This window comes from Rhizobium moroccans, assembly GCF_057559155.1.
In genome coordinates this window covers 1-13,712 of the sequence record NZ_JBHFJG010000012.1, presented here as the reverse complement: position 1 = coordinate 13,712, position 13,712 = coordinate 1, and the positions used below count along the sequence as shown (strand labels likewise).

General features: G+C 61.6%; 16 protein-coding genes and 1 pseudogene. 5 read left to right on the top strand and 12 right to left on the bottom strand.

What is annotated here, in order from left to right; genetic code table 11:
- Window positions 1–17: 17 nt before the first annotated feature.
- The 8 genes from ACE04I_RS09050 to ACE04I_RS09015 all read right to left on the bottom strand — a co-directional run bounded on the left by ACE04I_RS09050 (window position 18) and on the right by ACE04I_RS09015 (window position 8,388).
- Entirely contained in the window at window positions 18–332 is a 315-nt protein-coding gene (locus tag ACE04I_RS09050) for a helix-turn-helix domain-containing transcriptional regulator (RefSeq protein ID WP_046795995.1), read from the bottom strand.
- 1 nt (window position 333) lies between these two features.
- Window positions 334–654 carry a type II toxin-antitoxin system RelE/ParE family toxin gene (locus ACE04I_RS09045; protein WP_487206993.1) on the bottom strand — a complete coding sequence of 107 codons (321 nt, stop codon included), beginning with the start codon at window positions 652–654 and terminating at the stop codon, window positions 334–336.
- 48 nt (window positions 655–702) lie between these two features.
- The gene (gene glyS / locus ACE04I_RS09040; RefSeq protein ID WP_487206992.1) at window positions 703–2,853 is read right to left on the bottom strand and encodes a glycine--tRNA ligase subunit beta; all 2,151 of its coding nucleotides are present in this window, start codon (window positions 2,851–2,853) and stop codon (window positions 703–705) included.
- A gap of 1 nt (window position 2,854) precedes the next feature.
- Window positions 2,855–3,313, bottom strand: coding sequence for an endonuclease domain-containing protein (locus ACE04I_RS09035; RefSeq protein WP_046796088.1), 459 nt, complete (start codon window positions 3,311–3,313; stop codon window positions 2,855–2,857).
- 122 nt (window positions 3,314–3,435) lie between these two features.
- Window positions 3,436–5,379 carry a DUF2207 domain-containing protein gene (locus tag ACE04I_RS09030; RefSeq protein WP_046795997.1) on the bottom strand — a complete coding sequence of 648 codons (1,944 nt, stop codon included), beginning with the start codon at window positions 5,377–5,379 and terminating at the stop codon, window positions 3,436–3,438.
- Between the two features lie 42 nt (window positions 5,380–5,421).
- A complete protein-coding gene (locus ACE04I_RS09025; protein ID WP_046795998.1) occupies window positions 5,422–6,681 on the bottom strand; it encodes a 3-phosphoshikimate 1-carboxyvinyltransferase in 1,260 nt (419 codons plus the stop codon).
- Window positions 6,682–6,767: 86 nt separating this feature from the next.
- Entirely contained in the window at window positions 6,768–7,319 is a 552-nt protein-coding gene (locus ACE04I_RS09020) for a LemA family protein (RefSeq protein ID WP_046795999.1), read from the bottom strand.
- Window positions 7,320–7,431: 112 nt separating this feature from the next.
- Complete coding sequence (locus ACE04I_RS09015; RefSeq protein WP_046796000.1) at window positions 7,432–8,388, bottom strand: glycine--tRNA ligase subunit alpha; 957 nt, start codon at window positions 8,386–8,388, stop codon at window positions 7,432–7,434.
- A gap of 145 nt (window positions 8,389–8,533) precedes the next feature.
- Here ACE04I_RS09015 and ACE04I_RS09010 point away from each other — a divergent pair, with 145 nt between their 5' ends.
- Both ACE04I_RS09010 and ACE04I_RS09005 read left to right on the top strand, forming a co-directional pair.
- Complete coding sequence (locus ACE04I_RS09010) at window positions 8,534–8,818, top strand: hypothetical protein (protein WP_046796001.1); 285 nt, start codon at window positions 8,534–8,536, stop codon at window positions 8,816–8,818.
- A complete protein-coding gene (locus ACE04I_RS09005) occupies window positions 8,818–9,135 on the top strand; it encodes a type II toxin-antitoxin system RelE/ParE family toxin (RefSeq protein ID WP_046796002.1) in 318 nt (105 codons plus the stop codon). The genes ACE04I_RS09010 and ACE04I_RS09005 overlap by 1 nt, the downstream gene beginning before the upstream one ends.
- A gap of 11 nt (window positions 9,136–9,146) precedes the next feature.
- Here the strand turns inward: ACE04I_RS09005 and ACE04I_RS09000 are convergent, their stop codons facing one another.
- The 4 genes from ACE04I_RS09000 to ACE04I_RS08985 all read right to left on the bottom strand — a co-directional run bounded on the left by ACE04I_RS09000 (window position 9,147) and on the right by ACE04I_RS08985 (window position 11,317).
- On the bottom strand, window positions 9,147–9,338 hold the full coding sequence (locus ACE04I_RS09000) for a hypothetical protein (RefSeq protein ID WP_046796003.1): 192 nt from the start codon (window positions 9,336–9,338) through the stop codon (window positions 9,147–9,149).
- A 25-nt stretch (window positions 9,339–9,363) separates the two neighbouring features.
- Window positions 9,364–10,230, bottom strand: a complete 867-nt coding sequence (locus ACE04I_RS08995; RefSeq protein ID WP_046796004.1) for a S49 family peptidase — start codon at window positions 10,228–10,230, stop codon at window positions 9,364–9,366.
- Between the two features lie 89 nt (window positions 10,231–10,319).
- The gene (locus ACE04I_RS08990) at window positions 10,320–11,090 is read right to left on the bottom strand and encodes a tRNA1(Val) (adenine(37)-N6)-methyltransferase (RefSeq protein WP_487206657.1); all 771 of its coding nucleotides are present in this window, start codon (window positions 11,088–11,090) and stop codon (window positions 10,320–10,322) included.
- Window positions 11,087–11,317 carry a putative signal transducing protein gene (locus ACE04I_RS08985; protein ID WP_046796006.1) on the bottom strand — a complete coding sequence of 77 codons (231 nt, stop codon included), beginning with the start codon at window positions 11,315–11,317 and terminating at the stop codon, window positions 11,087–11,089. Before ACE04I_RS08985 ends, ACE04I_RS08990 begins: the two co-directional genes overlap by 4 nt.
- 106 nt (window positions 11,318–11,423) lie before the next feature.
- Here ACE04I_RS08985 and ACE04I_RS08980 point away from each other — a divergent pair, with 106 nt between their 5' ends.
- The 3 genes and pseudogenes from ACE04I_RS08980 to ACE04I_RS08970 all read left to right on the top strand — a co-directional run.
- The gene (locus ACE04I_RS08980; protein ID WP_046796007.1) at window positions 11,424–12,440 is read left to right on the top strand and encodes a polyprenyl synthetase family protein; all 1,017 of its coding nucleotides are present in this window, start codon (window positions 11,424–11,426) and stop codon (window positions 12,438–12,440) included.
- Between the two features lie 5 nt (window positions 12,441–12,445).
- A complete protein-coding gene (locus tag ACE04I_RS08975) occupies window positions 12,446–12,928 on the top strand; it encodes a hypothetical protein (protein WP_046796008.1) in 483 nt (160 codons plus the stop codon).
- A 129-nt stretch (window positions 12,929–13,057) separates the two neighbouring features.
- Window positions 13,058–13,712 (top strand): annotated as a pseudogene (locus ACE04I_RS08970) (tetratricopeptide repeat protein); the annotation flags it as partial.

Here is a 13,712-nt window from a genome sequence, read left to right as displayed (position 1 = left end):
AAAGCCCGGCGGTTTTCTTATGCTGCGGCAACCGCAAGATGGATGCCTGAACTCTCTTGAAGTTCGCGGATGACATTGAAAAGGTTGTCGGCCCGCGGATTGCCCTTTGGGCCGAACATCCGCATCAGGCTCTTCGAGGGCATGTTCACCCTTCCGGCCAATTCCTCAAAACCAATCGTGGCGTTGATGAAGTCGCGCAAAACGCTCTTGCCCGTATCCAGATCGCCTTCGAGAAGCAGTTCCACGGCATCGGAAAGCAGAGCCGCGCGAAATGCTGGGTCTTTGTCCATACGCGCCTTGATCGTTTCCTTAAATTCCCGGGTCAGCGCCATCTTAGCTTCCTTTCCTGGATTTATATTCTTGCCAGTAGGTTTGCGCCGTCTCGATATCGTTCTGTTGCCGCTGCTTGGTGCCGCCAACCAATAAGATGATCAGTTGATCGCCGTCACGGCCGAAATAAATTCGATATCCGGGACCGTAGTCGATCCGGTATTCCATGACTCCCGAGCCGACCGATTTGACGTTCGAAAGGTTGCCCTGTTCGATCCGCGCCAAGGCGATTGTTACCTTCGAAGCGGCGCGTGCGTCGATTTTCGTAAACCACCGGCTGAACGGGCTCGATCCATTCCGGTCCAGGTATTCGGTGATCTTCATTGGCAATTAGTAACACATATGCCACCATTTGCCAATGGATTTGGGAAATCAGCCGCTGATCTTGGAGAAATCCGCGACCGTGCCGGTCGCCTCGCGGATCGCCTTCAACAATGCCAGGCGGTTGGCGCGGATCGCCGCGTCCTCGTCGTTGACGAGCACGTCATCGAAGAATTTATCGACCGGCGCGCGGAGCTTCGACAGCGCCTCCATGGCGGAGCGGAAATCCTCGTTGGCGATCGCCTCGGATGCTTCCTTCGAAGCCGTCTGAATGGCGGCCCAGAGGGCCTTTTCCGCATCGAGCTTCAACAGCTCTTCCGAAACGCTATCGGCGATCACGGTGCCCTTCTTCTCCTCGGCCGCGAGGAGCTGCACGGCGCGCTTGGTGCCGGCCAGCAGGTTCTTGCCGTCCTCGGACGTGATGAAGGCAGTCAGCGCCTCGGCTCGACGGGCGACCATCAGAAGGTCGTCGGCATCGGGGGTCAGCACGGCGTCGATGATGTCGTGCCGGGCGCCCATATCGCGCAGGTAGACTTTCAGACGATCATGGAAGAAGGCGAGGAGATCGGCATCCTTCGTCACGGCGAGAAGCGGCAACCGCACCTTCCGCTCCAGCAGGATACGCACCACACCCAGCGCGGCGCGACGCAGCGCGAAGGGGTCCTTGGAGCCGGTGGGCTTTTCGTCGATCGCCCAGAAACCGACGAGCGTATCGAGCTTGTCTGCGAGCGCAACGGTGATCGCCACCTTGTCGTCCGGCACGCGATCGGAGGGGCCCTGCGGCTTGTAGTGATCCTCGATTGCGGCGGCGACAGAGGGATTTTCGCCCTGCAGCACCGCGTATTTGCGGCCCATCAGGCCCTGCAGTTCCGGGAATTCTCCGACCGCCTCGGTGCGCAGGTCCGCCTTGGCCAGCACGGCTGCGCGATCGACCAGCGCCGGACCCGCACCGGTGATCTTGGCCAACTCCGCCGCGAGCGCCCGAATGCGCGCGACGCGCTCGCCCTGCGTACCGAGCTTGGCATGGAAGGTGACGTTCAACGCGTCGAGCTTGGCCATGCGCTGGTCGAGCGGCTTTGCGAGATCGAGGTCGAACTTCGCGGCCGAGTCTTGCAGCGTCTCCAGGTCCGGCAGGTCGCCCTGGTCGCGGGTCCAGAAATGCTTGGCATCGGACAGGCGCGCGCGCACCACCTTGCTATTGCCGTGAATGATCTCCTTGCCGCCATCCTTGGCGTCGATGTTCGAGATAAGGATGAAGCGGCTGGAAAGGCCCTCGCCACCCTGCGGGCGGCAGACGAAACATTTCTGATTGGTCTTGATGGTGAGGCGGATGATCTCGGAAGGGATTTCGAGATATTCCTTCTCGAACTCGCCCATCAGCACATGCGGCCATTCGACAAGGCCGGAAACCTCTTCGAGCAGGCCTTCGTCTTCCACCAATTCGAGACCGTTGGCGAAGGCGATGTCGCGCGCATCGTGCAGGATCACGTCCTTGCGGCGCTCGGCATCGAGCATGACTTTCGCCTTTTCGAGGCTCGCCGCATAATCCTCGAAGCGGCGCACGGTAATCGCGCCCGGCGCATGGAAACGGTGGCCGTAGGTGACGTTGCCGGCCACGATCCCGTCGATCTCGAAGGGGATGACCTGGGTTTCCTCGTGCTCGGGACCGAAGACGCAGACGATCGACTGCAGTGGGCGCACCCAGCGCAGGCTTTCCGATCCCTTGCCATCGATGCCGCCGAAGCGGGCGCCCTTCGGCATGGAAGCCGCGCCCCAGCGCATGGATTTCGGCCAAGGGAAATTGCGGATGATGCCGGGCATGACATCGGCGATGATCTCTTCCGCGGCGCGGCCGGGTTTCGAAATCACGGCGACATAGAAATCGCCCTTCTTCGGGTCGCTGACGACCTGCGCCTCGGAGACCGAAGCGAGGCCCGCGCCGCGTAGAAAGCCTTCGATCGCCTTTTCCGGCGCATCGGTGCGCGGTCCCTTGCGCTCCTCGCGCTGGTCGGCGGAGCGGGCGGTGAGGCCTCGGATATCCAGCGTCAGCCGGCGCGGCGTCCAGTATTCGCGCGCGCCCTCATAGGTCAAACCCGCTTCCACCAGCACGTCGGTAACGAGCTTTTTCAGGTCTCCCGCGGCCTTGCGCTGCATGCGGGCCGGGATTTCTTCGGAACGAAGCTCTAGGAGTAGGTCGGGCATGTCACTTTTCCTCACCCTCCCCTTGAGGGGGAGGGTCGGCACGCAGTGCCGGGGTGGGGTGAAAATTGTCGGCCTCTGCTAGCAAAGTTAGGCGCTGCTGCACAATGGCAAATATCGTGTCGAGAACGGCGTCCAGCTCGCTCGTCACCTCATGGTTCCAGAAACGGATGACCTGATAGCCTTGGTTTTCGAGAAATGCCGTGCGCTCGTTATCGTATAGGACTGCGGCGTCTTCCGCGTGCTGACCGCCATCGAGCTCGATCACCAGACCGATTTGATGGCAGGCGAAATCAACAAAATACCTGCCAATTGGCACCTGACGACGGAAATGCGTCCCTTCCATGGGAATGCGGTACAGATTGCGCCAAAGCTTCGCCTCCGCATCAGTGCTGCCATTGCGCAGGCGACGTGCATTGGCAACCTTGAACGGAGTGGTTTTCGAGGGCTTCTTCTTGATCATGTCATCCGGCCGAATTTCAATCTCAAGATGCAACATATCGGATATGGGCAGGCCGTCGAGGCAGACACTCACCCTCCCCTTGAGGGGGAGGTGACGCTATGCCGAACCGTCGCCGGCAGAAGCTACCACCCGCCACCGCCACCTCCGCCGCCGCCACCCCCGGAGAAGCCGCCTCCGCCGAAGCCGGAGGAGGACGAGGAGGATTTCGGCGTCGGGATGGTGGAGGCGATCGTATCCGCCATGGAGGAGGAGAAGCCGCCGATGCGCTCGCCGAAATTACCGATGGAATGCCCGCTATACCAGGTAGGCGCGTAAGCCGCTGCCACCGCACCGGCCGCCGCCGTGGCGAGCCAGGTTTCAAAGGCGCGGCTCCAGGGTTTTTCGACATCGAGCGCGACCGCATAGGGGAGCAGCGTTTCGAAATGCTGCGGCGACATCTGCGGGGCGCCCGCCATGTTCATGCGGTCCTTTTCGGCAAGCGTGAGGTAGGTCCGCAATCCCTCGATGCCGTCCATCATCTTCCGCCCGAGCGGAGTGGGCGCGCCCATCAGGAAGAAGAAGATGACGTTCAGGAGAACGATGCCGCCAACGGCGACAAAGATCGGCCAATGGTCCATGCCAGTCAGTTCCGAGGCAAGCCCGACAACGATGCCCGAGAGCGTGGAGATCGCCACGAAACCGAAGAAACCCATCATCAGGATCATCATGAATTTGGAGGCCAGCGAACTCTTGCGCCGCATGGCCTTGCCGAAATTCACCGCGAAGATGCCGAAGAACACGGCGAAGAAGGTGGGCACGATCAGAACGGCGATCATATCCGGATCGAGATTGCCGAAGATGAGCACCGCGCCCAGGATCAGCAGGCTCAGCGCGATGCCGCCGATCACATAGCCGGTGTTCGAACGGTAGTATTTGCCGCGGTGCTCTCTTTCCATGGCGCGGCGGAAGCTCGCCCCGACCGTCTGCACGCGGTCGCCGTTCGCCTTGTCGATCACCAGCGCATCGCCCGGACCGCCGACGGCCTGCAGGAGCGCCGCCTGACCGACCGGAAGGGCCTTTTCCGCGTGCTTGTCCGTGCGGCGGATGGTGATGGATTTATCCAGATCCTCCAGCGTGACATGGCCCTTCACGGCAAGGTCCAGCGCGCTTGCCGAAAGCGCTGTCCAGCCCGCGCCGGAAAAGCCCTTGTTCTCGATGTAATTGACGAGCGCCGGGGAGATGCCGTCCGGCGCATCCCAGCGGGGCACCATGACACCGCGCGCCGGATCGCGGCCGACCGCAAGCCAACTGCGGCCATAATAGAGCGCCACCAGAACGAGCCCGCCGAAACCGATCAGAAGACCCATATTGTCGCGCAGCCACCAGGCTCGCTGCTGATCGGCGGACGGAGCCGCAATCACGCCCTTCGGAATGCCGACGACGATGGTAAGGCCTTCCTGCCGGCCGAGCGTTCTCGTGGTGGCGAACACGGCCGTATTGCCGTTGCCCGACATGGTCGCGTCGCGTTCCCTCGCGCCGAAAGCGCCGGTGAAGGCTGCCGTTTGGGTAATACGCGCGCCCTCCGGCAGCGTCACGCGCGCCGAAGCATTGGCGATGCGGAATTGCCAGCCATTGCCGGTGACGTTCCAGTAGAGTTCGTCATGATCGTCGAAGAAGCGGATCTGCCGGTCGGTCGTGTAGGTGATGACGTAGGTATGCTCGCCATAATCGAGCAGCACATCCTGCGAACCGGCGATAATGCGGGTGCCGCCGGTGACGGATTCGGTCTGCCAGGGCTCCGGCCGGCCATCGCGGGTGACGGATACCACATCGAAGCCGACGCGTACCGTGCGGCCCGCCGCATCCTGCATGGTCAGAGGAAAATCGCGAAAGATGCCGCGACGGATATTCCGGCCCTCGGCATTCACCGTAATAGTTTCGACGACCGCCAGTTCGCCATTCGGCGCCACCCGGATCTCCGAATGATAGGAGCGGATATATTCCTCAGCCACCGCCGGAAGGGCGAGAACGAAGACCGACAGAAAGGCGAAGAACGCGACGCAGAAACCGGAGAACCACCGTATCACGACCTTCCTCCTCTTTGCGCGCCGCGCGCCTTTTGCAAACCTTTATGCGTCTTCGTCGTAAGCTACCCCGAGCGAGGCCAGCACATCCCAGTAGGCCGGGAAGGTCTTCGCCACGCAATCGGGATCGAGAATGGTGATGCCGCCGATCTTCAAGCCCGCGAGCGCGAAGCTCATGGCGATGCGGTGATCGGCGAAAGTATCGATATCGGCAGGCAGCACCTGACCCGCGAGCGCCGGATCGGAGGCGACGATCAGGTCATCCCCCTCCTCCGTGCCGAGACCCGGCCGGATATTGGTCAAGCCTGTCGATAGCGCGCGAACGCGGTCGCATTCCTTCACACGCAGGTTGGCGATGCCGGTGAAGCGCACCGGCGTCTCGTTGAAGGCGGCAAGCACGGCGAGCGTGGGCACGGCATCCTGCATCTGGGAGCCATCGATTTCCGCGGGCATATGCGGGAATTTCGCGATCAGATCGTAGGCCTTAGCATCGGGCTGGGTGAAATCTGTGGCCGGCGTGCCGAGATCGATCTGGCCGCCGGTCAGCACTTCCGCGGCCCAGAGATAGGTCGCGGCGGAGGCATCCGGCTCAATGTGGAAATCGGCGGCGCGGTAGCCAGTCGGCTCCACCTGCCAGGTGACGGGGCTGGTGCGCTCGACCTTTGCGCCGAAGGCGCGCATGGCGGCAACCGTGAGATCGATATAGCCGAGCGCGCCGATATGCTCGCCGAGCAATTCCACGACGACGGGGCGGGCGCCGCCTGCCGCCATCATGAGAAGTGCGGAGACATACTGGCTGGAAAGTCCGCCGTCGATCCGCACCCGCTCTGCCTCGAAGCCGCCCTTGCCGTTGACCGTCACCGGCGGGCAGCCGGTCTCGGTTGAGGCGTCGATGCCGAGCGAGCGGAGTGCCTCGACCAGCGGGCCGATCGGCCGCTTGCGCATATGCTCGTCGCCATCGACCACGACCTTGCCATCGACGAGCGCCGCAGCGGCCGTCAGGAAGCGGGTCGCAGTACCGGCATTGCCGAGAAAGAGCGGTGTTGCGGGGGGCTGAAGCTTGCCGGAGCCGGTCACCACGAAGGTGGTCGCGTCGGGCTCTTCGACCTTCACTCCCATGGCGCGCAGAGCCTCCGCCATATAGCGCGTATCATCGCTCTTCAGCGCACCAGTGAGCCGGCTCGTACCCTTAGCCAGACCGGCCAGAAGCAATGCGCGGTTGGTGATCGATTTCGAGCCGGGAGGAGCGGCGCGGCCGATAAGCGGCTTGCCGGGGGGGATTATCGTGAGCTTGGCTCTGGCCATGATGTCTGTCTCTTCCGTCGCTCGCGCAGTCGATCAAAGGGCGCGAGCCCGCTCATAAATGCCTTCTTCGCCAAAGTCCAACGGCGTCAGAACTTGACGGCGGGCACGGCGCGATCCGCCTCGTCGGTGATTTCGAAATACTCGCGCTGCGAAAAGCCGAACTGGCCGGCGACGAGATTGGACGGAAAGCTTTCCACCTTGACGTTCAGGTCGCGGGCGGCGCCATTATAGTAGCGCCGGGACATCTGGATCTCGCTTTCAATGGTTTCCAGCGAGGCCTGCAGCTCCGAAAAGTTCTGGTTGGCCTTGAGATCGGGATAGGCCTCCGCCAGCGCGAAGAGCTTGCCGAGCGCCTGGGAGAGCAGCCCTTCTGTCTGCGCGCGGGCAGCGACATCTCCGCTCGGGATGGATTGTGCCTGATTGCGAAGCGAAATCACTTCCTCAAGCGTGCTCTTCTCGTGCGCCGCGTAACCCTTCACCGTCTCGATGAGGTTCGGGATGAGATCGGCGCGACGCTTCAACTGCACGTCAATGCCGGACCAGGCCTCTTCGGCCATCTGCCGGCTTTTCACCAGGCTGTTGTAGAGGAAGACCAGATAGAGGCCGACGACGACGATGATGCCGAGCAGGATATACATGCGCGAATCCCCCTGAGACCGGAAGTCTACGGCGGGACACTAGGCATAAATCGTCGGTTGCGTCAAATTTCCAAAGGGTTAGAGCCAAAGGGCTGGAGAAATCCAGCCTTCCTCAGGCGGCTTCCCTGCCGAAATTCGCACCGCCGGCATCCGTCAGAAGGAAAGCTTCGCCGCAGGCCTTGGCGAGCGTACGTACGCGCAGGATGTAGCTCTGGCGCTCGGTGACGGAGATCACGCCGCGTGCATCCAAAAGGTTGAAGACGTGGCTTGCCTTGATGCACTGGTCATAGGCCGGGAAGACGCATTTGTGCAGCATCTGATTGGCGCTGGCGCCCGGAGCGCCGGCAGCGAGAAGCGCCTGGCATTCCTTTTCCGCGTCGATGAAATGCCGGTGCAGCATGGCGGTGTCAGCGAACTCGAAGTTATGGCGGGAATATTCCTGCTCGGCCTGTAGGAAGACGTCGCCATAGGAAATCTTTTCCTCGCCCTCGCGGCCGTTGAAGTTCAGGTCGTAGACGTTGTCGACGCCCTGCACATACATGGCGAGCCGTTCCAGGCCATAGGTGAGTTCGCCCGCGACCGGCGAGCATTCAATGCCGCAGACCTGCTGGAAGTAAGTGAACTGCGAGACTTCCATGCCGTCGCACCAGCATTCCCAGCCGAGGCCCCAAGCGCCGAGGGTCGGGCTTTCCCAGTCGTCCTCCACGAAGCGAATGTCATGCAGCAGGGGATCGAGGCCGATCGCCTCCAGCGAGCCGAGATAGAGCTCCTGCAGGTTGGAGGGATTCGGCTTCAGGATGACCTGATACTGATAATAGTGCTGCAGCCGGTTCGGGTTTTCGCCGTAACGACCGTCCGAAGGGCGGCGGGACGGCTGCACATAGGCCGCCTTCCACGGCTTCGGCCCGAGCGCGCGAAGCGTGGTTGCGGGGTGGAAGGTGCCGGCGCCGACCTCCATGTCATAGGGCTGCAGTACAGCGCAGCCCTTGTCCGCCCAATAATTGTGGAGCGCGAGGATGAGCCCCTGGAAGGAGCGCTTCGGAGACATATGGTCGGGCAGGTTCGTCATGGATTATGGCCGGAATTTTGTGATTTCGTCGCGGACGAGTGCCACGAGGGCAGCCAAGGGTCAAGGATTTATGCGTTCGCCCATATTGCACTATGCCGCTGAATTTCGATCTATGGTAGGATCGGGCAATTTCCGGAGAACCGCGATGAACGTCAAAAACAACGTGACCCTATCGGAGCGATATCTGCATTATGCCGAGCAGTTGGTCGAGAGCGGTCAATTTCCTTCGGTCGAGAAGGTGCTGGAAGCCGGCATCGACACCCTGCGACAGAGCGAGGAAACAACCGAGGCCCGTGATCCTCTCGCAGGCATGGCGGACGAAATCCGTCGACGGATGGAATTGCCCAGGGATCAGTGGATAGCGATGGACAAGGATAATCTCTTCGACCGCGTACGTGCACGGCTCGAAGAAAAGCACAAGGGTAGCTGATGCCAGTCTATCGACTTGAGTATCATCCCCGAGCCGAACAAGATCTGGTCGATATCCACAAATTCATTGAGGACTATAGCGGCAAAATCACAGCAGATCGGAAACTTGCAGAGATAGAAGCTGCCACTTATCGACTGGCGGACCTTCCCAAGATCGGCAGCATTCGCGACGATCTACGGCCAAGGCTCCGCGCCATTCCCGCAGCGGAAAAAGCTGTCATCTGTTTCACGGTGGATGATGAAACGCGCACGGTGTTCATCATCTGTGTGGGCTATGCGGGCTCAAATTGGGAACGACAGATAAAAGGGAGAAAATAGAAGGCCGGGCCTCACTCCTCGTCCTTCTTTACGCGATACTCCCCGGTCACAGGATCCTTTTCCAGCGTGGCAATCGCGCCGGTCTGGCGCTCCTTTTCCTGCCGGCGGGAACGTTCCGTCAGCTTTTCTGCATCCTTGATGAATTTCTTGTAGAGCAGCCATCCGCCACCCAACAAAATAATCAGAAATATGAGCTGCGCCATTTCCCCTCGTATCCTCGCGCGGTCTTCAAAGCCCGTAACGGCTCCACAATGCCTTTTCTTCGAGGCTGGCTGCAAGGCCCGCCGTGGCGCCCGCGGCAATTTCGCCGGCATGGCCACCGCCGAACACGACGCCCGGAACCTTGCGGCCGAAAAGCGTCCGCGCGCTGCCGATCAATTCCAGCTTCGTATCCGCCCCATAACGGCGTTTCAACGTATCCCGCATCTCGCCGAGGCTATCGACCAGCCCCAGCTCCAGCCCGCGGGTGCCGGTCCAGAACAGGCCGGAAAAGACCGTCGGATCATCTGCCAGCCGTCTGCCGCGGCGCGCCTTCACCATGTCGATGAAGACCGTGTGGATTTCGAGCTGCAGCGTCTTCAAGTATTCTATGTCGCCTTCCTTTTCCGGCTGGAAGGGATCGAGGATCACCTTGTTCTCCCCAGCGGTATAGACGCGGCGCTCGATACCCATCTTGCGCAGGAGTTCCGGAAAACCGAAGCCGCCCGAAACGACGCCGATCGATCCGACGATCGAGGTCGGATCGGCGAATATCTCATCGCCGGCAAGCGCGATCATGTAGCCGCCGGAGGCCGCGACATCCTCAACGAAGACAAGGACCTTCTTGTCCTTCTCCTCGGCCAGCGACCGGATGCGCTGGAAGATCAGCCGCGACTGCACCGGCGAGCCGCCCGGCGAATTGATGGAGATGGCGACGACCGGCGCGTCCTTCCTGGCGAAGGCCTTTTCCAGAGCGGGCGCGACGGTGGCAAGGTTCAGAACCGGGCGGAACTGCCCGCCGCCGGTCATGATTGCGCCGTGAAGCCTGACGACGGGGATGGTCACCCCCTTCTTGCGAAACCGTTTCGGCATCAAACGCTGAAAAAAACCTGCCATTGTCCATCCTGTCAGACGCAAATCGTGAACCCGTGATGTATGTAAGCGGACCGCAAACGCAATGGTTGATCGGTGAAAATTCAGTAATTTCAGCGTTTCCGGCGGGAATAGACGGCGCGGCCGTTGTTGAGGTCGTCGGCCTCCTTCGTGAAACCATGCCCCGTCTCGCCATGCAGGATGAGGGGTGCCCTGAATGTAAGCCGCGCTCGCGAACCCTTGATCGCGGTAACCAGTATCCGGGTGGCATCCTCGCCGGGACGAGGATGGACGGCCGTGATCTCCAGCCCGCCGAAACGCTTCCCGCAGGCGGCAATGATCTGGCCGATCGATTGCGGCCTGGCGATCAGGGAAAGTTGCCCGCCCGGCTTCATGATCGCGCCCGCGGCACGAAGCCAGCTCTCGAACAGGTCTTCGCTCATCGCATGAGCCTCGGCCTTCAACTGGTCGGGCGTGCGCCGGTCCGCTGCATCGTTGAACGGCGGGTTCATGATGACGTGGTCATGGACCTCGTCATCAAGCCCCGCGGCAAGCCGTGCCTTACCGGTGAGCGTCACATCCGCCTCGATCACCCGCACCCGATCGGCAAATCTTTCGTTTTCGGGATAGGCGAGCGTCTTGCGGGCGTAGTCGGCCATCAGCGGCGAACGCTCGACAAGAAGCACTTTCGCGTGATCGAGGCGTGACGCTACGGCCAGTCCGGCCGCGCCCGCGCCCGCGCCGAGGTCGGCCACGCTGATCGGCCCTTCCCCCTCGACAAGAGAGGCAAGCAGCATTGCGTCGACGCCGGAGCGATGTCCTTCCCCCTTCGGCTGGATTACATGGAAGCGGCCGCGATGAAAGGCATCGACGGTCTCCTTCATGCCTGGTCGTCCCTCAACTCCGCCTCTAATCCTGCGTCGATCAATATGCGGCGAGCCTGTTTCGCCCTTTCCTCATCGACCAGGAAGCGGCGCGGCAGGAGGCCGAGCGAGCCTTCGAGCACACTCATCGCCTGGTCGGCGATCAGGCAATGGATGCCCGCATCCTTCATGAGGCTTTCCGCAAACGACAGAAGCACGGCATCATTCGTTCGGATTAATTCACGCATCCCTTGGGAAACCCTTCCAAAACTGGGCGAAAAAGCGATTTGGCCCTTGCCGCACTATGTTCCCCTTTCTATTGTCCTGCACAAGATTTGAACAGGAGTCCGATCGTTGGGCGTCGTGATACCGCTTGAAGAAGGCAAAAACAAACCGGCTTCCGTCAAGCCACTGGTGGATCTCACCAAAGCGGATATGGAACGGGTGAACCAGCTTATCCTGTCGAAGGCGGGCTCCGACGTGCAGATGATCCCGGAGGTCGCCAACCACCTGATCTCTTCGGGCGGCAAGCGCCTGCGGCCCATGCTGACGCTCGCGTCCGCCTCGCTCTTCGGCTACCGGGGCGATGGCCATGTGAAGCTCGCGACCAGCGTCGAGTTCATGCACACGGCGACGCTGCTGCATGACGACGTCGTGGACGAAAGTGACCTGCGCCGCGGCAGATCCACCGCGCGCACCATATGGGGCAATCAGGCGAGCGTGCTGGTGGGCGATTTCCTGCTCGGCCAGGCCTTCCGGATGATGGTGGATGTCGGCTCGCTCGAGGCGCTCGACGTGCTTTCCACGGCCGCGGCTGTGATCGCCGAGGGTGAAGTTCTCCAGCTTTCCGTCGCCAAGAACATGGAGACGACGGAGGACGATTATCTCGCCGTCATCCGCGCCAAGACGGCGGCCCTCTTCGCTGCGGCGGCTGAAGTCGGCCCGATCATCGCAAATGCCGACAAGGCCGGCCGCGCCGCGTTCAAATCCTACGGCATGAACCTTGGGCTTGCCTTCCAGCTCGTCGACGACGCGCTGGACTATGGCGGCAAGGCAGCCGATCTCGGCAAAAATGTCGGGGACGATTTCCGCGAAGGCAAGATCACGCTTCCGGTCATTCTCTCCTATCGCCGCGGCACGGAAGCCGAGCGGGCCTTCTGGCGCGAGGCGATCGAGAAGGGCGAAAGCAGCGACGAGAACCTGGAAAAGGCGCTCGGGCTCATCAACAAATACGGCGCGCTCAACGACACTATCAGCCGGGCGGAGCATTACGGCACCATCGCGCGGGATGCCCTGGCACCGCTGCCGGCCTCGCCGCTCAAATCCGCGCTCATGGAAGTGATCGACTTCTCGATCCAGCGCGTCAACTAAAGCTGATGGGTGCTCCGGACGACAGGGCTGGGGACGACAACCATCGGCTCGAAGAGGCGCTGAACCGTCTCGCCGACCTGATGTCGGCGTGCCGGGATCCCTGGTGCGTGTTCGGCGGAACCGCGATGCGGCTCCACGGATACCGGATGCCGACGCCGATTGCCGATATCGATGTTCTGATTTCCATTGCCGACGCGGAGCGGCTTGTCCGCCGGCATGGGTTTCCCAACGTGGCCGGCACCGGTACCGAGCGTTTTCGTTCGCAAATCCTGCTGCGCCCGGATCTCGGCAAAATACCGGTGGAAATCATGGCCGGCTTCGACGCGCTCTCGGAGGGTGCCTGGCATCGAGTGGCAATCAAGGAGCGACAGGAAGTCAGCTATCGCACCGCCAAAACCTTCATCGCCAGCCGTGACGACCTTCTCGCCGTCTTCCGGCTTTGCGGGCGGCCGAAGGACCTGGAACGGATGGCGCTGCTCGCTTCGTGATCGCCGCGGCAGGAAACGAAGCCCGAGATTTCTTGCAGTCCGGTACCAAAAAAGCCATTCTATCGTGAATCAAGTGATGCGGGACGGCGAGCGCGAAACGTCGCGCCACCATCAGCGAAAGGCATATTCATGCGGCGGAACTCCAGCCTTCTTCTGCTTTCCAGCGCGGCTCTCGTCGCAGTACTCTCCTTCGGCATGACGGCGAAGGCCGCTCCTTCCGAGGAAGCTCCCACCGCGAAGGAAATCGTAACCTTCACCCCCGAGAACGTGCATTCCTTCTCCGGCGCATTTCTCGCAGCCCGCACCGCCGACGTGGATCATGACTATCCGACCGCGATCACGCTCTACCGCAAGGCGCTCGGCTTCGATCCCGCCAATCTCGAAATCCGCGAAAGGCTGATGATCGCGCTCTTCCTCAATGGCGAGTTCGAGGAGGGCCTCAAGGAAGCCGACGCCCTCAAGGACGACAAGGCCGTCGAGCGGATCACCACCATCGTACGTGGGCTCGACGCCATTCGCGACGGCAAGTTCAAGGAAGCAAAGGCGCTACTCCCCTACGAGGGGCCTAACGACCTCGACCGGCTGACCCATGCGCTGATCACCGCATGGGCGGATGTCGGCGCCGGCAAGGGCAAGGCGGCGATGGCAAGCGTGCGCGCGCTCAAGGGCCCGGACTGGTTCAAGGTCTTCACCGATTATCACCTCGGCGCCATGGCGATCGTGGCGGGCGACAAGACGGCTGCCCGCAACCACCTGTCCGCGGCGATCACCAATCAGGAATCGG